The organism is Deltaproteobacteria bacterium, from assembly GCA_019309045.1.
Classification (GTDB): domain Bacteria; phylum Desulfobacterota; class Syntrophobacteria; order BM002; family BM002; genus JAFDGZ01.
Map to the genome: position 1 here is coordinate 1 of JAFDGZ010000034.1, position 25,710 is coordinate 25,710.

General features: G+C 51.1%; 19 protein-coding genes. 10 read left to right on the forward strand and 9 right to left on the reverse strand.

From position 1 onward, the window contains the following. The coding region (locus tag JRI89_08875; GenBank protein ID MBW2071356.1) for an FAD-dependent oxidoreductase at positions 1-2,696 on the forward strand (2,696 nt) is incomplete at its 5' end. After that, complete coding sequence (locus tag JRI89_08880) at positions 2,662-3,096, forward strand: hydrogenase iron-sulfur subunit (protein MBW2071357.1); 435 nt, start codon at positions 2,662-2,664, stop codon at positions 3,094-3,096. The genes JRI89_08875 and JRI89_08880, both read left to right, overlap by 35 nt. Before the next feature lie 214 nt (positions 3,097-3,310). On the opposite strand, the gene JRI89_08885 is transcribed toward JRI89_08880, so the two are convergent. From JRI89_08885 to JRI89_08910, 6 genes are all read right to left on the reverse strand, one after another. Then, on the reverse strand, positions 3,311-4,234 hold the full coding sequence (locus JRI89_08885; protein MBW2071358.1) for a methylenetetrahydrofolate reductase: 924 nt from the start codon (positions 4,232-4,234) through the stop codon (positions 3,311-3,313). Further along, entirely contained in the window at positions 4,231-4,905 is a 675-nt protein-coding gene (locus tag JRI89_08890) for a methylenetetrahydrofolate reductase C-terminal domain-containing protein (protein MBW2071359.1), read from the reverse strand. The genes JRI89_08885 and JRI89_08890 overlap by 4 nt, the downstream gene beginning before the upstream one ends. A 72-nt stretch (positions 4,906-4,977) precedes the next feature. Beyond that, the gene (locus JRI89_08895) at positions 4,978-5,385 is read right to left on the reverse strand and encodes a hydrogenase iron-sulfur subunit (GenBank protein MBW2071360.1); all 408 of its coding nucleotides are present in this window, start codon (positions 5,383-5,385) and stop codon (positions 4,978-4,980) included. A 96-nt stretch (positions 5,386-5,481) separates the two neighbouring features. Further along, on the reverse strand, positions 5,482-8,256 hold the full coding sequence (locus JRI89_08900; GenBank protein MBW2071361.1) for a CoB--CoM heterodisulfide reductase iron-sulfur subunit A family protein: 2,775 nt from the start codon (positions 8,254-8,256) through the stop codon (positions 5,482-5,484). Between the two features lie 317 nt (positions 8,257-8,573). Beyond that, complete coding sequence (locus JRI89_08905) at positions 8,574-9,458, reverse strand: bifunctional 5,10-methylene-tetrahydrofolate dehydrogenase/5,10-methylene-tetrahydrofolate cyclohydrolase (GenBank protein MBW2071362.1); 885 nt, start codon at positions 9,456-9,458, stop codon at positions 8,574-8,576. A 150-nt stretch (positions 9,459-9,608) separates the two neighbouring features. After that, on the reverse strand, positions 9,609-11,372 hold the full coding sequence (locus JRI89_08910) for a formate--tetrahydrofolate ligase (protein ID MBW2071363.1): 1,764 nt from the start codon (positions 11,370-11,372) through the stop codon (positions 9,609-9,611). A gap of 668 nt (positions 11,373-12,040) precedes the next feature. Here JRI89_08910 and JRI89_08915 point away from each other — a divergent pair. From JRI89_08915 to JRI89_08935, 5 genes are all read left to right on the forward strand, one after another. Then, positions 12,041-13,357: a hypothetical protein gene (locus tag JRI89_08915; protein MBW2071364.1), complete on the forward strand. Its 1,317-nt coding sequence runs from the start codon at positions 12,041-12,043 to the stop codon at positions 13,355-13,357. Positions 13,358-13,438: 81 nt separating this feature from the next. Continuing rightward, on the forward strand, positions 13,439-14,560 hold the full coding sequence (locus JRI89_08920; GenBank protein MBW2071365.1) for a DNA polymerase III subunit beta: 1,122 nt from the start codon (positions 13,439-13,441) through the stop codon (positions 14,558-14,560). Positions 14,561-14,707: 147 nt separating this feature from the next. Further along, the gene (gene gyrB, locus JRI89_08925; protein ID MBW2071366.1) at positions 14,708-17,110 is read left to right on the forward strand and encodes a DNA topoisomerase (ATP-hydrolyzing) subunit B; all 2,403 of its coding nucleotides are present in this window, start codon (positions 14,708-14,710) and stop codon (positions 17,108-17,110) included. Between the two features lie 103 nt (positions 17,111-17,213). Then, entirely contained in the window at positions 17,214-19,655 is a 2,442-nt protein-coding gene (gene gyrA, locus JRI89_08930) for a DNA gyrase subunit A (GenBank protein ID MBW2071367.1), read from the forward strand. Then, the gene (locus tag JRI89_08935) at positions 19,655-20,701 is read left to right on the forward strand and encodes an NAD(P)-dependent glycerol-3-phosphate dehydrogenase (GenBank protein ID MBW2071368.1); all 1,047 of its coding nucleotides are present in this window, start codon (positions 19,655-19,657) and stop codon (positions 20,699-20,701) included. The genes gyrA and JRI89_08935 overlap by 1 nt, the downstream gene beginning before the upstream one ends. 76 nt (positions 20,702-20,777) lie before the next feature. Here the strand turns inward: JRI89_08935 and JRI89_08940 are convergent, their stop codons facing one another. Both JRI89_08940 and JRI89_08945 read right to left on the reverse strand, forming a co-directional pair. Beyond that, a complete protein-coding gene (locus tag JRI89_08940) occupies positions 20,778-21,428 on the reverse strand; it encodes an MBL fold metallo-hydrolase (GenBank protein ID MBW2071369.1) in 651 nt (216 codons plus the stop codon). 169 nt (positions 21,429-21,597) lie between these two features. After that, positions 21,598-21,864, reverse strand: coding sequence for a hypothetical protein (locus JRI89_08945; GenBank protein ID MBW2071370.1), 267 nt, complete (start codon positions 21,862-21,864; stop codon positions 21,598-21,600). Between the two features lie 44 nt (positions 21,865-21,908). Between JRI89_08945 and JRI89_08950 the strand changes: the two genes are divergently transcribed. The 3 genes from JRI89_08950 to JRI89_08960 all read left to right on the forward strand — a co-directional run bounded on the left by JRI89_08950 (position 21,909) and on the right by JRI89_08960 (position 24,694). After that, positions 21,909-23,270 carry a TrpB-like pyridoxal phosphate-dependent enzyme gene (locus JRI89_08950; protein ID MBW2071371.1) on the forward strand — a complete coding sequence of 454 codons (1,362 nt, stop codon included), beginning with the start codon at positions 21,909-21,911 and terminating at the stop codon, positions 23,268-23,270. Between the two features lie 57 nt (positions 23,271-23,327). Continuing rightward, positions 23,328-23,588 (forward strand): hypothetical protein, encoded by a 261-nt coding sequence (locus tag JRI89_08955; GenBank protein MBW2071372.1) that lies wholly within the window; start codon positions 23,328-23,330, stop codon positions 23,586-23,588. Between the two features lie 122 nt (positions 23,589-23,710). Continuing rightward, positions 23,711-24,694, forward strand: coding sequence for a transporter (locus JRI89_08960; protein MBW2071373.1), 984 nt, complete (start codon positions 23,711-23,713; stop codon positions 24,692-24,694). A gap of 223 nt (positions 24,695-24,917) precedes the next feature. On the opposite strand, the gene JRI89_08965 is transcribed toward JRI89_08960, so the two are convergent. Further along, a complete protein-coding gene (locus tag JRI89_08965; GenBank protein MBW2071374.1) occupies positions 24,918-25,679 on the reverse strand; it encodes a class I SAM-dependent methyltransferase in 762 nt (253 codons plus the stop codon). Positions 25,680-25,710 lie beyond the last annotated feature (31 nt).

The window sequence follows — 25,710 nt, forward strand, 5'->3', positions numbered from 1 at the left end:
TCAGTTTTTCTGAGGTGGCTGTCGGCTTCGACCAGGAGCAGGCTCACCAGGAGAGCCAGCGCTGCCTCAACTGCGGCGTCTGCTCCGAGTGCATGGAGTGCGTCCGCGTCTGCGCTGCCAATGCCGTGGATCACCATCAGAAACCGGAGAAAAAATCCATTGCAGTGGGTGCGGTGATCGTTGCCAGCGGCTTCGAACCTTTTGAGGCTGCAGCCAAGGCAGAATACGGCCATGGCAGATACGCCAATGTGATTACCAGCCTGGAGTTCGAACGCATGCTCTCCGCCTCCGGACCATTCGCAGGCCACATTCAACGTCTTTCCGATGGCAAGACTCCCAGCCGTATCGCCTGGATTCAGTGCGTCGGCTCCAGAGATGCAAGCCTCGGCAGAGAATACTGCTCGTCGGTCTGCTGTATGTATGCCAGCAAACAGGCCATAATCGCCCAGGAACACGAACCTACCATCGAGCCCACTATTTTTTTCATCGATGTGCGTGCCATGGGCAAGGGATTCGAGCGTTATTACAACCGCGCCAGACAAGATTCTCTTTGTGCCCCCCATGGTGTCCGTTACCTGCGGAGCATGATTTCTCGCGTAGTGGAGGATCCGCGTAGCAAAGATCTGGAAATTACCTACTTCGATGAACACGGCACTGCCCAGGAGGAAATATTCGATTTGGTTGTGCTCTCAGTGGGCCTGCAGCCGAGTGCTGCTTCGCGCCAGCTGGCACAGGCCCTAGCTCTTCCTACGGATCGTTTCGGTTTTCTCGAAAACGAGCCCTTCAACCAGGTAGCCACCCTGAAGCCGGGAATATTCTGTGCCGGGGTCGTCCAGGAACCCAAGGATATACCTGAAAGTGTGGCACAGGCAAGCAGTGCCGCGGCAGAAGCAATGAAACTTCTCGCCCCAGCTCGAAAGGAGCTAGTGGAAGAAGCCACGCTCCCCCTGGAGCGGCAGGTGGCAAGGGAGATCCCGCGTATCGGCGTCTTTGTCTGTCACTGTGGCGTCAACATTGCCGGGGTGGTGGATGTGGAGGCAGTTGCTCGATATGCCAGCACTCTGCCCAACGTGGTCTACACCGACCACCTACTATTCAGCTGTGCTACGGATTCAACCGAGAAGATAAAGGACATCATTGGCACCCACCACCTGAACAGGGTGGTGGTGGCCTCCTGCTCAGTAAGAACCCATGAGCCTCTTTTCCAGCAAACCATACGGGAAGCAGGCCTGAACAAGTATCTCTTTGAGATGGCCAATATCAGAGACCAGTGCTCCTGGGTACACGGCAATACACCCGAGATTGCCACAGAAAAGGCCAAGGATCTGGTACGGATGGCCGTGGCTCGTGCCCTTTTCCTCGACCCGCTCCAGGAAGGGACTGTGCCCATTATTCAGCGAGCTCTAGTGGTGGGCGGCGGCGCAGCCGGCATGGTGGCAGCTCTCAACCTGGCTGAGCAAGGCTATGAGGCCGTGCTGGTAGAAAAAGAAGCTGCCCTGGGCGGCAGGGCTCGAAGTTCAATGCATTTTACCCCAGACGGAAAATCCGTGCAGCCCTTCCTGGACGACCTCATTCACAGCGTAGAACAGCACCAGCGCATTCAGATTTTCACCAGCGCCAGAGTGGAAAACGTCTCTGGGCACCTGGGAAGTTTCAAGAGCACCATTGCGGTGAACGGCAACCGCACGGAGGTCTCCTACGGTGCTGCCATCATCTCCTCAGGAGCCAGTGAATATCAACCACAAGAGTACCTCTATGGGAGCGAGGAGCGGGTACTTACCCAGAGTCAGTTTCACCAGATGCTCGCTCAGGAGGATCCTGTTCTGTCCAGGGTAAAGCGGCTGGTTATGATCCAGTGCGTGGGCTCTAGAGACGAAGAACGGCCTTACTGCAGTCGCGTTTGTTGCACTGCAGCCATCGGCAACGCCTTGCGTCTGCACGAGTTGCACCCAGCAGCCCAGATTTGCATCCTTTATCGAGATATTCGCACCTTTGGTCTCCGAGAACTCCTCTACAAGAGGGCGCGGGAATCAGGAATCCGCTTCATCCGCTATGCAGCGGAGGAAAAACCGAAGGTCTGCAGCAATCACCAGGGGCTCTCGGTGAGTGTTCTGGATCAAAACCTCGGGCGTCATATCGTTTTGCAGGCGGATCTGCTGGTGCTGAGCGCTGCAATAGTGCCCAGCCGCACAAATGCGGAACTGGCGGAGGTATTCAAGCTCAACAGGGACCCTGATGGGTTCTTTATGGAAGCACATGTGAAATTGAGACCTCTTGATTTTGCCAATAACGGTATTTTCCTCTGCGGGCTGGCACACGGCCCCAAATTCCTGGAGGAGTGTCTAGCGCAGGCTCGGGGGGCGGCAGCAAGAGTGGCCCAGATCTTCAGCCAGGAAACAATGCTTGTCAGCGGCAGGATTGCCATAGTGGATCCGGGCAAGTGCGCAGCCTGTTGCACCTGCGTTCGCACCTGTCCATACGAGGTGCCCCGTATCGGCAGCAGGGGAGTTGCGGTCATAGAAGCTGCCGCTTGCCATGGTTGTGGTGCCTGCGCAGCTGAGTGTCCCGGCAAGGCCATACAACTCCAGCACGTTACTGACGTGCAGGTTTTGGCCAAGTGCGACGGCCTGCTGGTTTTTCCAACAGCAGGACAGATTGTGGATGGGAGGAGAAAACAGAGTGGCTTTCGAACCTAACATAGTAGCCTTCTGCTGCATGTACTGAGCGTATACCGCTGCGGACCTGGCAGGTTCAATGAGGCTCAACTACCCCAGCAACGTCAAGATCATCATGGTGCCCTGTACAGGCAGGGTAGACGTGATCCACCTACTGCGTGCCGTTGAAAATGGAGCTGATGGGGTATATGTAGCCGGTTGTCTCGAGGGGGGGTGTCACTTCCTCAACGGCAATATCAAGGCTAGAAAAAGAGTACAATATGTAAAAAGGCTGCTGACCGAGATCGGCATGGAACCTGAACGAGTTGAGATGTACAATCTGGAAGCCTCAGATGGACCGCGTTTTGCCCAGATTGCTGCAGAAATGACGGACAAGATAAGAAAATTGGGCCCGAGTCCTTTACACCCCTCCCCTGATTAGCAATGACCATCGAACCCATGGCAGTGGGGTAGCAGTGTCCAGTGCTGTTCACCAGCAGCTCTCTCCATCTCTCAGCTTGAGATGAAACGGGCCCGGATCTGTTTATTCAGATCCGGGCCCGCATGGCTCTAGGCCGGCACAATCAACTGCAGGGCAGCGGCAGGGGAAAACATGCAAAAGCCGTTGGTGCTGCCATGCTGAAAAAAATGGTTCTCTACACAGAAGGCCTGGGTAGCAGACCCGCCCCCGAGACAATCTCCTCCACTCTTTCCTCCCATTCGATCGCCATGACATGCACGCCTGCAATACCTTGCATCTCTTTCATTTCCTGGATCTGTTCAATGGCAATCTGAATGCCTTCGGCAGCCTGTTTTTTCTTTTCCACGCCTTTGAGGCGGGTGATATATTCCTCCGGCACATCGAGGCCTGGAACAAACTTCTGCATGTAGCGGGCCATACCCACTGACTTGAGTGGCGTGATTCCTGCCATGAGGTAGCACTTCTCTGTGAGCCCCTGATCATTGGCCTGCTTAACCCAGGTGCGGAATTTGTCCATGTTGTAGATGCACTGGGTCTGAATGAAATCCACACCAGCATCAATCTTTTTGGCAAGCCGAGTGACGCGAAACTCAAAGGGATCGCCAAAAGGATTGGCTGCCGCGCCAATAAAAAATTTAGGCACTCCCTCCAGTTCGTGATCGTTGATGAGTTTTCCCTCGTCACGCATCTTCTTTACCGTGGCGATAAGTTGCATAGAATCGATATCAAAGACGTTCTTGGCCTGGGGATGATCGCCGAACTTCTGGTGATCACCCGACAGACAGAGAACATTCTTGATGCCCAGAGCAGAGGCGCCCAGTAGATCGCTCTGAATGGCAATGCGGTTGCGGTCCCGGCAGACCATTTGTAAGTTCGGCTCCAGCCCTATGTCCAAAAGGAGGCGACAGACAGCAGTACTGCACATCCGTACCACCGCTGTCTGGTTGTCGGTGACGTTGACAGAATCCACTATGCCTTTGAGGTACTCAGCTTTCTTACGAATAATCTCCGCATCTGCGCCGCGAGGAGGGCCGAGTTCCCCGGTGACAGCAAACTCACCAGCAGCAAACACCTTTTCCAAATTGCTTCCAGCTTTCATTGTTTCAAATCCTCCCTGACAATCTTGCGAGGCCCACCGTCGCGACTGGTGGTCCAGTCCTTGTACATGAAAACCGACCTCATCTTGTCGAGCTGCCCCAGTTGGACCAGCCGCTCGTAAATAAGATGCCAGGCGCAGTCCGTCTCAGGGTTGATCTCGCACTTGCCGCCGGCCGAGCCCCCGCACGGTCCGTTCATCAGGCTCTTGGCACAACGCGCAATCGGGCAAATACCGCCAAAATTATGAATGATGCAAGTTCCGCAGCCTTGACAGAATTCTGCCCAGACGCCGTGTTCGAGAGCGCCACCCATAAAACAGGTGTTGAGCGCAGGCATGACGATTTGATCGCCATAGGCCCTGGCGATAAACTGCGGGCCCACACTGCACGCCATGGACAGGATGGCATCATAGTTGTTGGATTTGATAGGTTCCTCCAGTTGGGCAATGTACTCTGGATCACACTGACGCTCCAGTGTCATCTCATCAATCTGTATCTCCCGTTTCTCCTTTTTTCTGGCGATTCGCAGACCGGAGGCCAGAATTCCTACCTCTTTCTGACCGCCAGCATTGCACACCGTGACGCAACCTTTGCAGCCCACCAGGAGAATCTTGCCAAAAGGATCCGTCATTTGGAGGAGCTCCTCCATGGGCTTTCTCTCCGCAACGATCATGAACTCTTACCTCCTTTGCAGTGGTTTCCCTTCCCAGTGCGTCCTGTTGCGGTGGAATTACTCAACCACGTGCTATCGCAGAGGGCTGGGGCCAAGCTCCTTGATCTTTTCTGTCATTTGTCGAGCCACTTCGACAAATGCTTGACCTTTTCCGGCTGACAATTGAAAAATCTCTACTCTTTCAGGTTCGACCCCCAGTTGTTCCAACATTTCTTTGACGAGATTCACCTTTTTGCGCGCCTTCTCAATGCCTTGGCGATATTGACAACTGTCTTCCTGGCAGCCTGCCACGTAGACGCCATCAGCCCCATGCTCAATTGCTTTGAGCATGTGCAGGGTGTCCAGTCGACCCGTACACGGTATCTGAACAGCCCTGATGTTGGCAGGAAGTTGCAGGCCCATGTCGTCTGCCACCTGGGCTGCCGCAGAAGCGCAGTTGCTGCAAGTAAAGGCTACAATCTGAGGCTCAAAAGTAGTCATATGAACTCTCCTTCGCTCCCTGTGTAATGGTCAACCTGTCGGCGACCTTTGTGCCTGGAGCCAGAACTCAAAGGCCCTGTCTTCGAGAAAACAAGCCTAACTGCTGAAGGTGGCGCTGATCTTGCCTATGATTTGTTCGTCTGTATAGGCAGCCATATTGATGGCCTTGCCCGGACACTCAGAGACACACATGCCGCATCCTTGGCAGAGAACGGGATCAATGGAGGCGGCACCTTCATCACTGTCAATAAAGGGCACTTGAAATGGGCAGGTGCGTACGCAAGTACAGCAAACCGCACACTTTTCGGGATCTACCTGGGCAAATATGCCAGCTATTCGGATGCGGTCCTTGGCAAGAAGGCCCATGGCGCGCCCAGCAGCGGCCCAGGCCTCAGCAATGCTTTCTGTGGAAAACTTCGGGCCCACGGCCAGACCAGCAAAGAACACCCCTTCGGTTTCAGAGTCCACTGGTCTCATCTTGGCCGGTGATTCAACAAGAAAGCCGTCTGTTCCTTGAGAGACCTTGAACAGGGTTGTCATTTTCTCGGAGACCCTGCTTTCAATGGCTGTTTGCAATGAGATGAAATCAGGGAAAATCTTGACCGATCTCTGCAAAACATGATCGACAACTGTGACCTCTAGCCCTCCCGCAGAGGTTTGTTGAACTTCAGGTTTCTGCTCGAGCGTGTAACGGATAAAGACTACACCCTTCTGCCGCGCCTCCTTGTAAAGTTCCTCGATAAAACCATAGGTGCGCATCTCCCTGTACAGCACATATATCTTCATGTCTGGATTTTTTTCTTTGAGATCAACAGCAGTGCGCACTGCATAGGAACAGCAAATCTTACTGCAGTACGGCCGTTGAGGCTCCCTCGAGCCAACGCATTGAATAAATACGGCACAGCCGGCCTGGTGGATCTCGGCTGGATCTTTCTGCAACTTCTCATTGAGATCGACCCAGCGAAACACCCGCGGGTGACTACCGCAAAGATATTCTGCAGTTTCAATGCTCGCGCCGCCCACTGCGAGAATGGTTGCACCATGCTCGACCTCTTTCCTGGTGCCGTCCTGCTGAACCGTACTCACAAAGTGGCCAGCAACTCCCTTGGTGGCCACTACCTCTGCGTTCTTCATCACCGTGATGCTGTCGGTGGCCTCCACACGGCGGATCAGCTCTTCCAGATAATCCTGCAGCGCCTGACCTTGCCAGGTGGACCGTACTTTTCTGGCATGGCCGCCCAATTGGCCGCTTTGCTCCACCAGGGTCACCGGAAAACCGTGGCTCGCCAAAGCAATGGCACTTTCCATGCCCGCTATACCGCCGCCCACCACGAGCGCACTTTTCGATACCGCTATTTCTTTTAAAGGCTGCGGCTCTAGCAGGGCGGCCCGCACTACACTCATCTTCACAAGATCAATGAGCATGCCTCTTTGAGAATCACCGCCACCCAGGGTGCGCAGATCCACCAGGTCGTAGAGGCACCTGTCGAGCCCAGCTCTGGCAAGAGCCTCCTCAACCAGCGGTTTATGGACGGCAGGAGTACAGCTGGCGAACACCAGCCTGTTGAAATTCTTCTCTTGGATCAATTGACTGAGGGCCGCTAACACGTCGCCATTGCCTGCAGCAAGACTTTCTACGCCTACCACTGCCTCTATGTTTGCTGCCGCGGCAGCCGCCTCATCTAGTAATGAGCCGAGCCGTTGACTGGAGGCAGGACAGCTATAGAACACCACTCCTACTCGGGGTGCTTCTCCCTCGGTGGTTCGCATGGCCGGATAGTCTACTTTTACCTGGTAGGTCGGGGGCTTCAGGGAAGAAGTCACAGCCGCAGCAGCCGCACTTGCCTGCACCAATGACAAATTTATCTCTTGAGGTGCTGTCAGGGCACCACATACGAAGATTCCAGGCACCGAGGTGCTCACAGGTCGGAACACCTCGGTCTGCACAAAGCGTTCATTTGTCAAGGATATACCGAGTTTTTTTGCCAGCGACTCACTGTCTGCCGAGGGCTGGAGGCCCACTGACAGAACAACCATATCATAGATCTCGCTTTGTGCCCCGCCCTTCTCGTCAACGTAACTGATCACCAGGTCATCAGTTCCCGCAAGGCTGTCGACTGTATGCACTCTGGAACGTATCAGCCGGACAGCCAATTCTTTTGCCCTGTTGAGGTATTCTTCGAATCCCTTGCCGTGAGCCCGAAGATCCATAAAAAAAATGCTGGTCTCTGTGTCGGGCAGATTCTCTTTGACATTCACCGCTTCCTTGAGGGCATACATACAGCACACCGAGGAGCAGTAAGGAGCATCGCAGGCATTGATCTCACGCGAGCCTACACACTGTAGCCAGGCTATTTTGGCAGGCACCTTGCCATCAGATGGTCTCTTCACTATACCCTGAGTGGGACCGCCAGGTTTTTGCATCCCTTCGAATTCCATACTAGTTACCACATTCGGTAAAACACTATAGGAATAAGTGTCATAAACAGTTGGATCGAAGGGTTCGATACCGACAGCAAGAATGACGCCGCCCACCTTCAGGTTTATGCTCTCCCTATCGCTCTTCACTGTTGCCTCGAAGTTTCCCTGTTCACCCGAGAAACTCTCGAGTTCAGCATTGGTGATTATCTCAATGTTAGGGTGCTGGCTGGCTGCCGCTATCTGATCTTTCTGTTTACAGCAACTACACAACGGATAGATCCGGTACAATTGCGGCATTAGACCACCAAGTTGAGGCGATTTCTCCACCAGGTAGACGCCGTATCCTGCTTCTGCCAGATCCAGGGAAGCCTGAATACCGGCAACACCGCCACCCAGCACTAACACACGATCCACGGGGCTAGTTCCTGGCCAGACCTTTCCAGTGCTCATAGGCCATACTCCTCTCTGGGCAGTACTAGGAAATACCTGCCTTTACTACATCATCACTAGCTGGAGTTATAAAGTGTGGGGGAATGCATTGTCCCGACTTTGAAGTATGAAATACTTCTTGAAGATAGAAAAAAAGACCTATTTGCGATGTTTTTCTCATTATAATGGCAGCGTTACATACCTATAAATAATTCACTGCTGGCTGTCAAGGGCAAAGCCTGAGCGAACACTTACCCTCCCGTTGGCCACAGGGCGAGCCATGAAAGCTTCATGGCTGTCGCCCATGGTCAGTGGAAGAGACTGCTTTTCACCCACTACTAGAGGTTGTGGTGCACTCGAGCCGCCTGCACAGTGTTCTTCATAAGCATGGTAATGGTCATAGGACCAACGCCACCAGGAACAGGTGTGATTGCCGAGGCAACCTCCACCGCTTCATCAAAGGCAACGTCTCCTTTGAGGATGCGTTTGCCTTCAGGAGTTCTTCCCACCTCATTGACGCCCACATCGATTACCACTGCCCCCGGCTTGATCATATCTCCTTTGACGTACTCGGTCACCCCAGCTGCCACAATGAGAATGTCGGCTCGCTTTGTGTGGAAGGCCACATCTTTTGTACGAGTATGGACCACAGTAACGGTAGCATTAGCACCTGGACCTTTCTGCATAAGCATGGCAGCGATGGGCTTGCCAACGATGTTGGAACGCCCCACCACCACCACCTCGGCACCTTCAACCTGGGTCCCTGAGCGGATGAGCAACTCTTGTATGCCAAAGGGTGTACAGGGTCGATAATAGGGATTGCCAATGAGCAGTTTTCCCACGTTGGTTGGATGAAATCCGTCCACATCCTTGTCTGGATCAATTGCCAGCAGGACTTTCTGATCGTCTATAGCCTTCGGCAGGGGAAGCTGCACCAGTATACCGTGAATCTTGGGGTCTTTGTTATACTTGTCAATGAGACCGAGAAGGTCAGCTTCGCTGATATCTTCAGGCTGATTGTCCTGCACCGAATAGAAGCCGAGTTCATGCGCCGCTTTTTGCTTGGCACGGACATAGCTCTGCGAAGCGGGATTCTCGCCCACGAGTATAGTTACCAATCCGGGCTCCACACCGTGCTTTTCCTTCATTTCAGCCACTTCCTGCTTCAGCTCAGCACGGATCTCTTTGGCCACCTCCGCTCCTTTGATTAGTTTTGCTGCCATAGTTCTCCTCCTTTAGAAAAAGGCTAGGCAGGGCCCCGCGCCCTGCCTAGCTCGCATCAAATTCACCTGAACTTCTTTATGCTCTCCGGGTCCAGCCGTTTCTGTCCCTTAGAATCCAATCACCTGGGACAGACAGTGAAGTGCTCTTAGCTAGAAAAGCCCCGTCACCTTGCCAGTTTTCACATCCACATCCACCCTGCGGAAGGCTGGGTCGGAGCAGGTTCCCGGCATCAGGCTGATGGTACCGCAGCAGGGGCAGAGGAACTTGGCCCCCGAGAAGATCAGCACATCACGAACGGGGAGAGTCCACCCTTTGGGCACACCCTTCACTGCCGGATCATGCGTCAGTGAGAGGTGCGTCTTCACCATCATGGTGGTGTAGTCGTCATACTTGGGATCGGACTCGAGCATCTTGGCCTTGGCCTCGGCCTCAGGTGTCCAGGTCACCCCATCAGCGCCGTAAACGTTCTTGGCAATAGTTTCGACACGATCCCGCAGTTTCATTTCGATAGGGTAGAGGAATTTGAATTCGGATTCTTCGTCACAGGCATCCATCACCGCATCAGCAAACTCGAGGGCACCATCGCCGCCATCAGCCCAGTGAGTAGAAACGGCGCAGCGCGCTCCTGCTTCCTCGGCATACTTTCTCACCAGAGCAATTTCATCCTTGGTATCTGTGTGAAAGCAATTGATACACACCACCGGATTGATCCCCGACATCCTGATGGTGTTGATGTGATGCACCATGTTGGCAACACCCTTTTCCAGCAATTCCAGGTCCTCATGCTGGTACTCTTCGGGCAGGGGCAGACCAGCCACCACCTTGGGACCGCCGCCGTGCATTTTCAGAGCACGAATGGTGGTGGTGAGCACGGACACATGAGGTTTCAAGCCACTGTAACGGCATTTGACGTTCCAGAATTTTTCGAAGCCGATATCTGCGCCAAAGCCGGATTCTGTCACATGGTAATCGAAAATCTTGAGACCTACGCGGTCGCCAATAATGGAAGATTGCCCCACGGCAATATTGGCAAAGGGCCCAGCATGAACCATGCATGGCTGGTATTCCGCGGTGCACATCAAGGTAGGATTAATAGTATTTCGCATCCAGGCGGTCATGGCATTGCCCACTTCCAAATCGCGGGTGGTTACCACATCGCCCTTTTTATCGAAGGCTACCGTGATGTTGTTCAACCGCTCGCGCAGGTCTGCCAGGTCACGGACAATTGACAAGATAGCCATAAGTTCCGAACTCACCGCGATGCCGAATTTGGACTGCATCATGAAACCGTCATACCGGCCGCCGATGCCAATGATGATGTTTCGCAGGGACTGAGCACAGAAATCCATAATCCAGCCCATCTCAACACGGGTGGGATCAACCTCCAGTCTGCGCATGCGAGTAAGACGCTGCAGTTGTTCGTCATTGTAGTTGCGTTCATGCTGCATCCTCGCTGTGAGGGCAGTCATGGCCAAGTTGTGGGCATTCATGATGTCATTGATATCGCCGGTAAGACCCATGGAAAATTCGGTCATGGGAATGAGCAGAGAATTGCCGCCGCCGGCCGCAGTCCCCTTTATATTCATAGTGGGACCGCCCGAGGGCTGTCGCAGACAGCCACCCACATTGACGCCTCGCTTGCCCAATCCCTCCATGAGGCCGCAAGAGGTGGTGCTTTTGCCCTCGCCAAGTGGTGTTGGCGTAATAGCAGTTACCTCGATGTACTTGCCGTCTGGCTTGTCCTTCAATCTCTCAATGATCTTCAGAAAATCCAGTTTGCACAATCTTCCCATGGGGAGGATCTCGTCTTTTTCCAAACCAAGCTTCTCTCGCCACTCATCAGGAGTGGGCATGTTTTTCTCAGCTGCCTCCGAAATTTGCCAGTCTGCCATTTTTACTGCGTCATAAGCCATAGGAATCTCCCTCCTTATCCTTGTGGGAATCTCTAAGGTATCCTCCTTTTTTTCTTTTCCTGCCCGAGGTTTAAAACTCTGCCAAAATCACCTCCTTTTTTTTGCTATAGTAGAGCCGTGCTCACAGCTGAGCTTTTGAAAAACCCTCTTTTTTCTGCCTCAATCCAAAAGACACTATACTCCCCAGTCATGACAAAAGAGCCATATCAACTTCGACTAGGGATCACCATATTTTCATATCGTGCAGGGTGCGTATTAGGTGAAACAGCAACAATGACTACCTTCATGTCCCTGAAATCAAGGTTGGCAACTACCAGTCTATGGGCATGATCGGTGTTTCTCCCAAAAGAGAGATACCTCAACGCAGAGTATTCGGTAGCTAGGACTAGGCAGTTCTGCTACTTCAAGAAAATAATCCTTTTCACATAGTTTACCACAGATTTATGTCAGGATGACGGCTTTTGTCAAGACAAAAATAAATTCCTATTTCATTCGTGGACTATGATGAAGGAAAAAAATTCATTGCTATTTTTTGGCTTTTTATCTATAGTAGCAGCCAGATTATTACAGGGATATCAACAAGTTTAGCAAACTTTCAACTATGGATTTTGCCCGTGGTGAGTATTGTCTTTTTCAGCACGACCTAGGAATAACAAAGAGATCTAACCATGCCTTCTCCCTGGTCTCATATTTGTGACTTTCTACAGAAGACAATCGACTCCGTGGATTTTTCCCGCTGGATCAAACCAGTGCAGGCTGAATTCTTGGACAGAGGCATACTCGTGCTGCGTCCACCGAGTAGATATCACTGTGAATGGTTCCGTGAGCATTACCTGGATCTTATCCTATCCTACTGCCGGCAAATCGACCACAACCTCCACATCAAGATCGAGACACCCGCATGTCGCAACAGGTCAAAAGACCACTCCATCTCTTTGACCAAAACTCTCTCTAGAGTTCCAGATCTAGATAGTTCCAAGAGCTTTGACACTCTCCTAGTTGGCTCCTTTAATCGATTCGCCTTCAATGCTGCCAAGAGTTTCTCAGAAAAGCCTGTCATGAGTTTTAATCCCCTGCTTATTGAAGGAGCCCAAGGGAGCGGCAAGACTCACTTTCTTCAGGCCATTGCCAACAGGTATTCGAGTAGGAACCAACAAATCCCCCTCCTTTTAGACTGCCGTCACTTTGGTGCACAAGATGTTGCCTTGCTTAGATTCCTCCACGAAAACAGCAATTACTGCAGCAAAACTGTTTCTATTCTGCTGATTGATAATATGCACTTGTTGCCGAAGCGAGACAAATTGCAGCAGCACTTGTGCCATCTGTTCGACTATTTCTATGATTTACCCAAACCAATGGTATTTACCTCAGATGGTTTGCCTGGACTGCTTCCCTCTCTGGAGCCTGCTCTACGGTCTCGACTCAACTGGGGTTTAGTTGCCCGAATAAACGAACTTACCTTTGAAGACTCAATGCGAATTCTTGCTAAACTTTGCAATGGCCTTAACGCCTCTCAGAGCAAGTCAATTAGAGCATTTGTTCAGTTATACAGGCCAAAATGTTTTGCTGACATCCTTGGATGTGTTGAAAAACTTAAACTTTTTATACAAAACGGGGGCATCAGTATCAACAGGCAGCTGTTGGACCAGACAAGAGGAGAGGAAGAAGCTATTCTGCTAATTCAAGGGCTCATATGTAAAGTATATCATCTGCAACCCCAAGATCTGTGCGGTACCAGCAGGCAGGTGGCCGTGAGCAACGCTCGTCATATGTGCATGTATTTTTGCAAAAATATGACATCTCTAAGCTACGCTAAAATCGGCAGTTATTTTGGCAGTAGGAATCATTCCACCATTATTCATGCCTGCCGTAAAGTTCGAGCAGAGATAAAAAGAAACCCGGAATTTGCTCAAGAAGTTGTAAAGCTTGAAAGGGATATCTATAAACTTTTAAAGAGAAAAAATTTAATAAAAAAAGAAGGTTAACTCCTCTTTTAACATCTCTACAGGGTGATATAATTAAGTAGTAATTACTAGATTATATTTATTCTATTTAAAGGGGAAACAATGGAATTTACCATTCAAAAAGAAGACTTTCTCAAAGGCTTACAAAAGGCTCAGAGTGTTGCTGAAAAAAGGAGTTCAATGCCAATCCTCTCCAACGTGCTCATTGAAGCAAAAGAAGACGCCATTCAACTAACAGCAACCGATCTCGAAGTAAGCTTCACAGGCAAATACCCTGCGCAAATATTTGCCCAGGGAGCCATTACTGTCCAGGCTCGCAAATTTTACGAAATTGTAAAAGAACTCCCTGCTGCAGAAATAAAGGTGACTGAAAAAGAAAACCAATGGCTTCACATCTCGAGTGCTAATTCAGAGTTCAATCTGGTTGGCCTGCCGCCCGATCAATTTCCCCAAGTGGCAAGACACGACGAATTGCCATGGATTTCAATGGATTCTCCACTGCTCAAAGACATGATAGATAGAACCATCTTTGCGGTCTCTACTGAAGAAACCCGCTACAATCTTGCCGGCATTTATTTTGAAAAGATATTTGCAGAAGAAAAAGCAACAGGTTTGAGACTGGTAGCAACCGACGGCCACCGCCTTTCCATGATGGAAAGACCTCTGGAAAATATAGAACAATTTCCTTTTCAGAAAGGTGCAATCGTGCCGAGGAAGGGGATGTATGAAGTCAGTCGACTTTTAGAGGAAGCGGCAGAGGTAAAAGTAGCATTTGATGACAATAATGCCGTGTTTCAGTTAGCAGAAACCTCTCTTGTTGTCAGACTTATCGATGGAGATTTTCCGGATTATTCTACGGTAATACCAAGAGAATTCAAAATAACTCTGGAAATAGAACGAGAAAAATTTATGGAGATGCTCAAGCGGATGATTATTATTTCTACTGACCGCTACAGAGGAATTCGCTGCAATATCACTGAAGGTTCTATAGAAATTATATCCAATAACCCGGAAATCGGCGACGCAAGAGAGCAAATGCCGATCGCTTATTACGGAGATGATATGACAATAGCTTTCAATCCCAGGTACTTCTTAGATGCTCTTTCAGTTATGAGTAGTGAGAAAATAACAATAAATATGGTAGACCAATCTAGTGCCTGTATCATCTCTGGCAACGATGATGAGGGATATTGCGCTATTGTTATGCCAATGCGTTTAGAATAATCATATAAACAGTATCAGCAGCATTTATCACTTGTCACTACCTATGCCGCATGCTCACTTCTTTCAGGAATAATCTCTTGGGTTTTTTCCAGAAAAGATGTAAAATTATCATGAGTGTTAAACCATTAACGTGACAACAGGAGAAATATGCAGCAAGTAAGTCCCGAATCAGAGAAAAAATATGATGCCAGCAGGATTAAAGTTCTCGAAGGTTTGTCTGCGGTTCGCAAGAGACCTTCAATGTATATCGGCAATCTCTCTACAGAAGGCCTTCACCATCTGGTCTACGAGGTGGTGGATAACAGCATAGATGAAGCATTGGCGGGGTTCTGCGATTCTATTGATGTTCACATTCAGGCGGATAACAGCATCACTGTTGATGACAACGGCCGGGGTATCCCGATAGACAGACATGAAAAAGAAGGAATTCCCGCAGTTGAAGTAGTGATGACCAGACTTCATGCTGGCGGCAAGTTTGACAATAAATCTTATCAGGTATCTGGCGGTTTGCATGGAGTTGGGGTTTCGGTGGTAAACGCTTTGAGCGAGTTTCTGGAGGTGGAGATTCGTAAAGACGGCAAAGTCTATCAGCAGAGATATGAACGCGGCAAGACAGTGAGCCCCCTGCAGGTGATCGGCACCACCCAGCGGCGAGGAACTCGGGTGACGTTCAAGCCGGACCCCATGATTTTCAAGAAAGTGCAGTTCAGTTTTGAATTGCTGGTAACCCGCCTGCGGGAGTTGGCTTTTCTCAACAGAGGTGTACGGATCAGCATAAGAGATGATCGAGAAAACCGCCAGCAAGAGTTCTATTACGAGGGCGGCATAGTTTCGTTTGTGGAATACCTGAACAAGAACAAGAATGCCATTCATCCCGAAGTGATCTATCTGGCGGGTATGAAGAATGGGACCTCAATAGAGATCGCTTTGCAGTATAACGAGACCTATACTGAAAAAATATTCTCTTTCGCGAACAATATAAACACCAAAGAAGGGGGCACCCATCTCAGCGGTTTCAAGGCAGCGCTTACTCGCAGTATCAATCAATATGCTGCTGGGGATACGGTGCCCAAGCATATGAAAGGCAAGCTTGAAGGTGAGGATGTCAGAGAAGGTCTGGCTGCTGTTATTAGCGTAAAGTTGGCAAAGCCCCAGTTTGAGGGTCAAACCAAGACCAAACTGGGAAACAGTGAAGTGAAGGGCCAGGTAGAAGCTCTTGTCTACGAGCAACTGAGCGGCTTTTTCGAAGAGAATCCTACCGTAGCAAGAGCTGTTCTCAACAAAGTGGTTGAAGCTGCCAGAGTAAGAGAAGCAGCACGTCGGGCAAAAGAGCTCACCAGACGGAAAGGGATATTGGGCGAACATTCTTTGCCGGGAAAATTGGCCGACTGTCAGGAACGGGATCCCAGTCGAAGTGAGCTCTTCATTGTGGAGGGGGACTCTGCTGGAGGTTCAGCCAAACAAGGCCGCGATCGCAAATTTCAGGCCATTTTGCCGCTGCGCGGCAAGATCTTGAATGTTGAGAAGGCTCGCTTTGATAAGATGCTGGAAAATCAGGAAATATGTGCCATGATTACTGCTCTGGGAACTGGCGTGGGCAAGGATGATTTTGATATTGCCAAGCTGCGTTACCACAGGATAATTATTATGACAGATGCTGATGTTGATGGCTCTCATATAAGAACACTGCTGCTAACTTTTTTCTATAGGGAAATGGAAGAACTCATCAGTCGAGGTCATCTCTATATTGCCCAGCCACCACTGCTTCGCGTCAGTAGAGGGAAACAGGAGCAATATGTTCGAGATGAGAAGGCATTGCAACGTTTTCTGCTCGAGCGTGCTGTGGAGAACCGACGTTTGGTGATAAACAGAAATGGCAAAGAATATCAGGGTGCCAGCTTTCTGCGCATCCTGGAAAAAATGATTCTTTACTTCGACACTCTCTTCGCCCTGGAAAAGCGAGGCTATAACCTCGATATCATTAAAGAACTGCTGGCGCTCTTTTTGAAGACAGAGATCAAGGCAGATCTAGGTACCATGATCAAGGTGAGAGAACAATTGCAAAAAGCCGGTCTGCAGGTAAGCGATCTCCGAGAAGACAAGGAATATGGTACCCACGAACTGCTGGTTAGACCCAAAGAAAACGGCTGGGAGTGGATAACTGTCGGGAAACAACTATTCCAGATGGTAGATTTTCGCCGCGCTCTCGAACAACGGCGGCAACTGCAGGAGTTGGAGGAACCACCTTACCTTCTCATAGAAGGAGACAAGCAGACCACCATCGAATCGAAGAGGTCCCTGTTGAAGTACTTGCAAGAGCAGGGAAAGAAAGGTTTGACGATCCAACGCTACAAAGGCCTGGGCGAAATGAACCCCGAGCAACTCTGGCAGACTACCATGAACCCGGAGAAACGTGCCCTCCTGCAAGTGACCATTGAGGACGCCGTGGAGGCCGACCGCATTTTCACCATTCTCATGGGTGACAAGGTGGAGCCGAGAAGAGAATTTATACAATTAAATGCTCTCCAGGTGAGAGAATTAGACATATAGGGAAGTATACAGGGTGTTGCTGCCAGGACGATGAGCAATATTTTGGCCGGCACATCCTGTATTTTTTGGGCAATCGATAACAAGCGAAGGAAGTTATTGAGTCATGGGGGAGCAACTCTCTAGTATCAGAATAGAAGATGAGATAAAGCAATCGTATCTCGACTATGCTATGAGCGTCATCATAGGCAGGGCCCTGCCAGATGTTCGAGATGGACTAAAACCGGTCCACCGCCGGATTCTCTATGCCATGCGCGAGTTGGGCAATGATTACAACAAACCTTACAAGAAGGCAGCCAGAATAGTCGGTGATGTCATCGGTAAGTTTCATCCCCATGGTGATGCAGCAGTCTACGAGGCCTTGGTTCGAATGGCGCAGGATTTTTCCATGCGCTATCCCCTGGTAGACGGTCAGGGTAACTTTGGCTCAGTTGATGGCGATCCCCCCGCGGCGATGCGGTACACGGAAGTACGACTCAGCAAGCTGTCACAGGAGTTTCTCAAGGATCTGGACAAGGAAACTGTAGATTTCGTCAGCAACTATGACGGCTCCCTGTTCGAGCCCTCTGTGCTTCCCACGGTTGTGCCCAATCTCTTGGTAAACGGCTCAGCTGGCATTGCCGTGGGTATGGCCGCCAATATACCACCGCACAATCTCTCTGAGGTGATTGACGCACTGCTGGCAATGATAGACGAACCGGATATAGAGCTGGATGCTCTCATGGAGTATATACCAGGGCCGGATTTCCCTACTGCTGCTACCATTTACGGCATGCGAGGCATCCGGGAGGCATACAGGACTGGCAAGGGGCTGATCAAAGTACGGGCCCAGACAGAGGTAGAAGAGACCAGGGTGGGACGGCAAAGAATTGTCGTAACCGAGCTGCCTTTTCAGGTGAACAAGGCAAAGCTGCTCGAACGAATAGCTGACCTGCTGAAACAGAAAAAGATCGAAGGCATAAGAGACATCCGCGATGAATCGGATCGTCGAGGAATGCGGGTGGTTATCGAGCTCAAGAGAGACGAGCAACCTGAGGTGATTCTCAACAACCTGTACCGCCATACCCAGATGGAAGCCACCTTTGGCATCAATATGCTGGCCATTGTGCACAATAGACCGGAATTGCTTTCTCTGCGCGACATCCTCGCGCATTTTCTGGAACATCGCCGTGGTGTGGTGCTGCGACGAACCGCTTTTGAACTTAGGAAAGCAGAGGAGCGCGCCCACATCCTGGAAGGTTTGAAAATAGCCCTGGAGAACATCGACGCTATCATTGAGCTCATCAAGAGGGCGGAAAACCCAAAGGCTGCCAAAGGACAGTTGCAGGAGCGCTACGGCTTCAGCGATGCTCAGGCCCAGGCGATTTTGGATATGCGCTTGCAGCGGCTCACCGGCCTGGAGCGAGAACGTATCATTGAGGAACACAAGAATCTGCTGCAGGAAATTGCCAGGCTGCGCGGTATACTGGACAATCAGGAGGTGCTCAATGCCGAAATCCGCCAGGAGCTGCACCAATTGAAAGAGCAGTACGGAGACAGCCGCCGCACCAGGATAGTGCAGCAGACGCAGGAACTGGAACTAATAGACTATATTGCCGAGGAGGATGTGATTGTTACGGTTTCTCATGCAGGCTACATCAAGCGGACTCCGGCGAGTACCTATAGAAGTCAGCGTCGAGGAGGAAAGGGCCGCACAGGAACCCGGCCGCGCCAGGAAGACTTTGTTGAGACGCTTTTTGTCGCTTCCACTCACGATCATCTGCTGTTTTTTACCAGCCTGGGTCGTTTGCACTGGTTGCGGGTATATCAGATTCCTCCGGCCAGTCCTCTGGCGCGTGGCAAAGCCGTGGTCAATTTGCTGCAGCTTCGACCTGATGAACGGGTGGCTACCATCCTGCCAGTGCGGGAATTTGCAGCCAGCACCTATGTGGTCATGGCCACTCGCAGGGGTGTGGTGAAAAAGACAGATCTGATGGCCTTTCGCAATCCCCGAGTTGGTGGAATCATTGCAGTCAAGATCAGTGAGGATGATGAACTGATAAGTGCCAGATTGACGCACGGCAACGAACAACTCTTCTTGATGACCCAGGCAGGCAAAGCCTTGCGATTTCCTGAAAATGAAATCAGACCCATGGGACGAGCAGCTCGGGGTGTCAGAGGCATGGATGTGAATGGCAGTGCTCTGGTGGGCATGGAGGTTGTCAATAATGAAGCCACGATTCTGACGGTAACTGAGAATGGTTTTGGCAAGAGAACGCCCACCACGGCATATCCTCTGCGCCGGCGGGCAGGCAAAGGGGTACTCACCATCCGAACCAGCAAAAGAAATGGCATGGTTGTCGGCTTCCGGCAGGTAAATGATCTCGATGAAATCATGCTGATCACTGATCGCGGCAGGATTATTCGCATGAGGGTGAATGAAATTTCGGTGATCGGCAGGATTACCCAGGGCGTACGACTGATAGATATCGAAGCGGGTGAAAAAGTGGTAGACCTTACCTGTCTTGCCGAGGTGGAGGACGGACAGCAAGGAGCAGAAAGAAATTGATGCCTGTCGACAACAGCAAAGAAACAGCAACTGAGGCTGTGGGGGTAGTGGGAGCTGGCAGTTGGGGAACGGCGCTGGCCAATTTACTTGCGAGCAAAAAGATGCCAGTCTATTTGTGGGTCTACGAAAAAGATCTCTGTCGACATATGCAGGAAAAGAGAGAGAACAGCCTCTACTTGCCAGGTGTGCGCCTTGCTTCTCTGGTGATGCCGGAAAGTAATCTCGAGAGGGTAGTCCTTGGTAGGAGGTTCCTGCTCATGGTGGTGCCGTCACATGTTTACCGCCGGGTGGCGTCTCAGATGGTTGATCTTATTGGGGAGTCGACTGTAATTGTCAGCGCCACCAAAGGAATCGAGAACGATACCCTCAAGACCATGTGGGGGATTTGGCAGGAGATCATTCCTGCTGGATTGCAGTGGTACTATGCAGTGCTCTCTGGTCCGAGCTTTGCTCGAGAAGTAGTCCAGTCTGTACCTACTGCGGTGACGGTGGCCTCGCCTGACAAAGAAGTGGCTCTAGAGGTGCAGCGTCTTTTTTCCACTGCCTATTTCAGGGTCTATAGCAGCACGGACGTGACCGGCGTGGAGCTCGGCGGCGCCCTGAAGAACGTGATTGCCCTGGCAGCAGGAATTGTTGACGGACTCGGGTTGGGCCACAATACCAGGGCGGCCTTGATTACCCGGGGCTTGGCGGAAATGAGCCGCCTGGGAACCAGCATGGGAGCTCATCCTTTGACATTTCTAGGCCTCGCTGGTGTTGGTGACCTGATGCTCACCTGCACGGGAGACCTCAGTCGAAATCGCACCGTGGGATACCAGTTGGGTCAGGGAAAGAAGCTTACTGACATTCTAGCTGAAATGCAAATGGTGGCAGAGGGAGTCAAGACCACTCGTTCCGCCTATTATCTGGCTAAAAGACAGGGGGTGGAGATGCCTATCTGTAAGCAGATGTATCGCATCCTGTACGAAGATCTTCCTCCAAAGGCTGCCATCTCAGAATTGATGACCAGAGGTCTGAAACACGAACTGGAAACCTTTTTCGCCTGATTTGTCCCATTATGTTCGTTTACTAAGTAAGGGCCAAACCGCCTATTGGTTGGGCCCATTCCCCATTTAGAGAGCCTCAGCCGTCCAAGATGAAGTCCGTGATGTAAGGGTTGGTTTTCATTTCATGGGCTATGGTAGACCGAGGTTGTTCACCGTAGTCGTGGCCAGGCCAGATCACCGTCTCCGGCGGGAGAGGCAGGATCTTTTCCTCGATTGACTTTAGCAGCCTCTCCAGGGACCCCCCCGGCAGGTCAGTGCGACCCACGGCCCCTACGAACAGGGTGTCTCCGGTGAAGAGGTTGTTTTCAACTTTGATGCACACTGCTCCAGGGGTATGGCCGGGTGTGTGGATGAACTCCAGGGTGAGGTTTCCCAGAGGCAGTTGTTCGCCGTCTGCCACGCGAATATCCACCGGCGAGGCGGCACAAAGTCCGAGTTCTGTGGCCCAGCCCTTTGCTTCTTCGGTGGTGAAAAAATCGTCATCCAGGGCGTGCATTACGGTTTTGGCTCCGGTAATCTTGGCCAGAGCCTGATTGCCGCAGGTATGGTCTGCGTGGCCGTGGGTATTGATGATGTATTTGAGTTGTAAACTCTTCTCTTGCAAAATCTGCAGAATCTTTTCAGTGTCGCCGGCAGGATCAATGGCTGCTGCATCGCGACTCTCAGGGCAAGCCACCAGGTAGCAGAATACTGCCATCTCTCCCACTGTGAGCTGGTCAATGATCATGAGAGCCTCCCTTCTTGACGTGGTATGGCTGAATTTGGGGCAAGCCGTCCTGGAAGCCTTCAGCTAATGGTTTCAGTTGCTTTTCCAGTAGTAAGAGGGATAACCTGGTAGAATCGAAGCGAGTCTTCCCCCTTTTGTAAAGGAGGATCAAGGGGACTTCCCTTGACACTCACCTTGTGATATACTCGTAGCGCTTTGAACTCTGGAAAAAAGCAGCAACTCCTCTGATTTTTAACCTTGACATTCTAGCCAATTTTATAGTAACAACAAACATTATTTCGATTAAGGTATTCCAGATGATAGGTAACAAGGTACAGAAGTTTTTGTGGTGGTGGCGGGCTTTCTTATGAGCCTGCCCACAGAGGCTCTGTTTGTACGCTAAGGGCCGTGGGGTAGGAGGAATTCCCATGGCTCTTTTTATTTCTTTAAAAGCCATGGAGTTTCTCCATGGCTTTTTTCATTTTCATAAGGAGGATCATTATGGAGCAGGTAAAAGTATTTCTGGAGGAAAGCGAGATTCCACAGCAATGGTACAATGTTCTGGCGGACATGCCGACGCCCATGAGTCCGCCGCTGCACCCAGGAACGGGGAAGCCAGTAGGTCCAGAGGACTTAGCTCCGGTTTTCCCTATGAACCTTATTGAGCAGGAGGTGAGTACCGAGCGCTGGATCGATATTCCGGAAGACGTACTGGAAAAATATCTCATCTGGCGTCCTACTCCACTCTACAGGGCTCGTAATTTCGAAAAACTGTTGGATGCACCGGTGGAGATCTACTACAAGCATGAAGGAGTAAGTCCTCCCGGCTCCCACAAACCGAATACTGCTGTAGCTCAGGCTTACTATAACAAGGCCTTTGGCGTAAAACGGATAGCCACGGAAACCGGTGCAGGCCAGTGGGGCAGCGCCTTGAGTATGGCGTGCCAGATGTTCGGCCTGGAGTGCAGGGTGTACATGGTGAGGGTGAGTTATGAACAGAAACCATATCGTCGACTGATGATGGCGACCTGGGGGGCGGAATGCATTCCGAGTCCCAGCGACAGAACTGCAGCCGGCAAAAAAATTCTTGCCGAGCACCCTGATTCGCCTGGAAGTCTCGGCATTGCTATCAGTGAGGCCATAGAGGATGCTGTTGCTGACGACAGGGCCAGGTACTCCTTGGGAAGCGTCCTCAACCACGTACTCCTGCACCAGACCATAGTCGGTCAGGAAGCACAGAGACAGTTGGCAAAAATCGGCGTTTATCCTGACGTGGTCATGGGGTGTGCCGGCGGCGGCAGTAATTTTGCCGGTCTGTGTCTTCCTTACGTGCGCGACAAGATTCACGGCAAAAAAATTGCCGTGGTTGCAGCAGAACCCACCTCCTGTCCTACCATGACCAAGGGACCTTTCGCTTACGACTTCGGAGATACTGCCCAGACCACGCCACTGCTGGCCATGCATACGCTGGGACATGATTTTGTACCAGCGCCTATTCACGCAGGCGGCCTCAGGTATCATGGCATGGCACCGATAATCAGCCATCTTGTCAGAGAGAAGATCATCGAGCCGAGAGCCTTTGATCAAATCGAGACATTTTCAGCGGGTATCAAGTGGGCGCGGGCTGAAGGGTTCATATCAGCGCCGGAAACCAATCATGTGATCGCTGCGGTGGTGCAGGAGGCTGAGCGGGCCAAAGAGGAAGGCAAGAAAAAGGTCATTCTTTTCAACTGGAGCGGCCATGGTCTGGTAGACCTTGCCGCCTATGACGCTTTTCTTTCTGGCGAGCTGACAAGATATGAACTTCCGGACGAGGAGATCGAGCGGGCTCTAAAAGCTCTGGAAGGGTTTCCCAAGCCATAAGTACGTATATTGGTACAGGTTTACTCGCAAAGCTTGTGAAAGATAGAAAAGATAGATATGTACGACCACCTCGAAATTAGATGCCCCAAACTCGGCCACCAGGTCAACTTTGGCTACTGCCGCCAAGAAAACAATACTCTACCCTGCGCCCGGGCCATTCTCTGCTGGCAGCCATATTTCCCTGTGGCGCTATACTTGCGGGAGAAACTTACTAGGGCCGAATGGGACCGCTGTTTTAATCAACAGCCCAAAGAGAAAATCGTCTCCCTGCTGGAGCTTATTGAGGCGGCCAAGAAACGGCGCGAACCATCCGATTGAGCTCTCTTGTAAGGCATTTTTTGTACGGCAGGGGCCAGCGCTTGGTTTGCTTGAAGATATGCCCTAATTATGGGGGTGAGCAATAAGATAGATAGCATAAAAAAGGAGAAAGGAGAGTTACGATGAGACGACTTACCTCGGGAAGCTTTTCCTTCTTGCTGTTGATTTCTCTCTTGGTCGGATTTACCAGCGGGCTTTTCTGGACGGGTCCTGTCCAGGCCTATCACCTGCCCGCCCTGAATCTCGGCTTTACTACGTTCCTTGACGGCGGGCCGCCTGCTGGTCCTGGCTTCTATTTCCAACAATACCTGCAATATTACAATTCCGACAAATTCAAAGACAAAAATGGTGACAGACTGCTTCCGCCCATAGCCAATGAAGATTTGAAAGTATGGATCAGCCTATCGCAGCTCATTTATCAGTCGGATTACCCTTTGCTCTTTGGCGGCAAATGGGGCCTGGATCTGATCGTGCCTGTGGTCTCGATTGATGTGAATTACGATCAGGATTTTGGCTTTCCTCAGGACAATGGCTCCGGACTCGGGGACATTCTTGTGGGACCCTTTCTGCAATGGGATCCGATCATGGGCAAGAATGGACCCATTTTCATGCAGCGGATAGAATTGCAGCTCATCTTCCCCACAGGCAAATATGACGACGACAAAGAGCTCAATCCGGGGAGCAATTTTTTCTCCTTCAATCCCTACTGGGCTGGGACTCTGTTCATTACGCCCAAGTGGACAGCTTCTGTGCGGTTTCATTATCTCTGGAATGCCAAAAATAATGATCCAAACAGGAACTTCGGAGACGCCGGTGACACCCAGTCAGGGCAGGCAATTCATCTGAACTATGCAACTGCCTATGAGGTGCTGCCCCATAAGCTCCGTCTAGGATTCAATGGCTACTATCTCAAACAGCTCACCAATGACGAGATGGACGGGAACAGTATTTCCGGCACCAAGGAACAGGTATTTGCCTTTGGCCCTGGTATGGTCTGGCATTTTTCCCGGGACGATCATCTTTTCTTCAACGCCTATTTCGAGACGGCAGCCGAGAACCGGCCGCAAGGCTACAGGTTGAATCTCCGCTGGACGCATCATTTCTAGGAGAAAGGGGATGCGGCGGGGCGAGGCCTGCTCTGGCTCATCCTTATCTCTGTGGCAGCGATGCTCAAACTGCGACCTAAATATTGCAGCGGGGCGCTACTTCCATGGATCTAATTAAGAAAGAATTGTTTTGGGGCGAATCTTGAATAGTAAAAAGGGTAGTGGGAGCGGTCACGCCCACGGCGTGGCCGCGACAAAGCATCGCGGCCACGATTGAACCGGGCTATATAGATTTCCTGGTGAAGTGCACCACTTTTTTCTCTCGCTGATAATATTTTGGCATAGCTGAGATGCGGCGCACAGACCACCGCGGAGCCAAAAAATCTTCAATGAACGAGAGCACCTCGATGTATTCGTCCTGTATGTAGCGGGGTGGATAGAGTTTTGCGAGTTCTGCTGGTTCCGACCTGAGTTCATTGCGGATATGGTAGACGGGCCGAACTATGAAGAGGAGTTCCGTGCGGGCCAGAGACTCGAGGACGCCAAGTATGAGGGGAATCTTTCCCTTCCTGATACTAAACCTTCCCAGATAGTCTATGAGCATAACAATGTCAAAGGTGTCGGCTACCTGCTGGAGGTTTTCTATGTTGTCCACCATGAATTCAGTAGCGTGGGACTCGTAAAGCGCGGCTAGAATACGACATCCTTCGATGATGTCCGGATGGTTGTCTACCCCGAGCACTTTTCTTGCCCCCAACTTTTCGGCAAGAAAAGAAAAGTAGCCGAAATTACAACCAAAATCTACCACTGACTTGTCGCGGAAATCCACCTTTGAAAAATCTTGGACCAGTTCATCCCGGGCAGGATGATAGCCTGCCACCAGGAGGTTTCCCCTGTGGTCATAGATGGAGCGGTAGACATCCTTGGGTCCGAGATTATCTATGATGTTGCGCAACCGTTCCCACAGCAGTTGCCGGGAATGATCGTCCTCGTTGTTCAGCCCGGGAGCAGGGCTAGTCTTGTGAGAAGCTCCGTCATTTGTCACGGTGAACTACCTTTCTAGTTTTGGCATTTTC

Excerpts from the sequence above, each read along its gene's own strand:
- JRI89_08960 (MBW2071373.1), top strand. The coding sequence starts at position 23,711 with ATGAGACGACTTACCTCGGGAAGCTTTTCCTTCTTGCTGTTGATTTCT.
- gyrA (MBW2071367.1), top strand. The coding sequence starts at position 17,214 with ATGGGGGAGCAACTCTCTAGTATCAGAATAGAAGATGAGATAAAGCAA.
- JRI89_08915 (MBW2071364.1), top strand. The coding sequence starts at position 12,041 with ATGCCTTCTCCCTGGTCTCATATTTGTGACTTTCTACAGAAGACAATC.
- JRI89_08885 (MBW2071358.1), bottom strand. The coding sequence starts at position 4,234 with ATGAAAGCTGGAAGCAATTTGGAAAAGGTGTTTGCTGCTGGTGAGTTT.
- JRI89_08950 (MBW2071371.1), top strand. The coding sequence starts at position 21,909 with ATGGAGCAGGTAAAAGTATTTCTGGAGGAAAGCGAGATTCCACAGCAA.
- JRI89_08920 (MBW2071365.1), top strand. The coding sequence starts at position 13,439 with ATGGAATTTACCATTCAAAAAGAAGACTTTCTCAAAGGCTTACAAAAG.
- JRI89_08955 (MBW2071372.1), top strand. The coding sequence starts at position 23,328 with ATGTACGACCACCTCGAAATTAGATGCCCCAAACTCGGCCACCAGGTC.
- gyrB (MBW2071366.1), top strand. The coding sequence starts at position 14,708 with ATGCAGCAAGTAAGTCCCGAATCAGAGAAAAAATATGATGCCAGCAGG.
- JRI89_08905 (MBW2071362.1), bottom strand. The coding sequence starts at position 9,458 with ATGGCAGCAAAACTAATCAAAGGAGCGGAGGTGGCCAAAGAGATCCGT.
- JRI89_08935 (MBW2071368.1), top strand. The coding sequence starts at position 19,655 with ATGCCTGTCGACAACAGCAAAGAAACAGCAACTGAGGCTGTGGGGGTA.
- JRI89_08890 (MBW2071359.1), bottom strand. The coding sequence starts at position 4,905 with ATGATCGTTGCGGAGAGAAAGCCCATGGAGGAGCTCCTCCAAATGACG.
- JRI89_08895 (MBW2071360.1), bottom strand. The coding sequence starts at position 5,385 with ATGACTACTTTTGAGCCTCAGATTGTAGCCTTTACTTGCAGCAACTGC.
- JRI89_08910 (MBW2071363.1), bottom strand. The coding sequence starts at position 11,372 with ATGGCTTATGACGCAGTAAAAATGGCAGACTGGCAAATTTCGGAGGCA.
- JRI89_08900 (MBW2071361.1), bottom strand. The coding sequence starts at position 8,256 with ATGAGCACTGGAAAGGTCTGGCCAGGAACTAGCCCCGTGGATCGTGTG.
- JRI89_08945 (MBW2071370.1), bottom strand. The coding sequence starts at position 21,864 with ATGGCTTTTAAAGAAATAAAAAGAGCCATGGGAATTCCTCCTACCCCA.
- JRI89_08940 (MBW2071369.1), bottom strand. The coding sequence starts at position 21,428 with ATGATCATTGACCAGCTCACAGTGGGAGAGATGGCAGTATTCTGCTAC.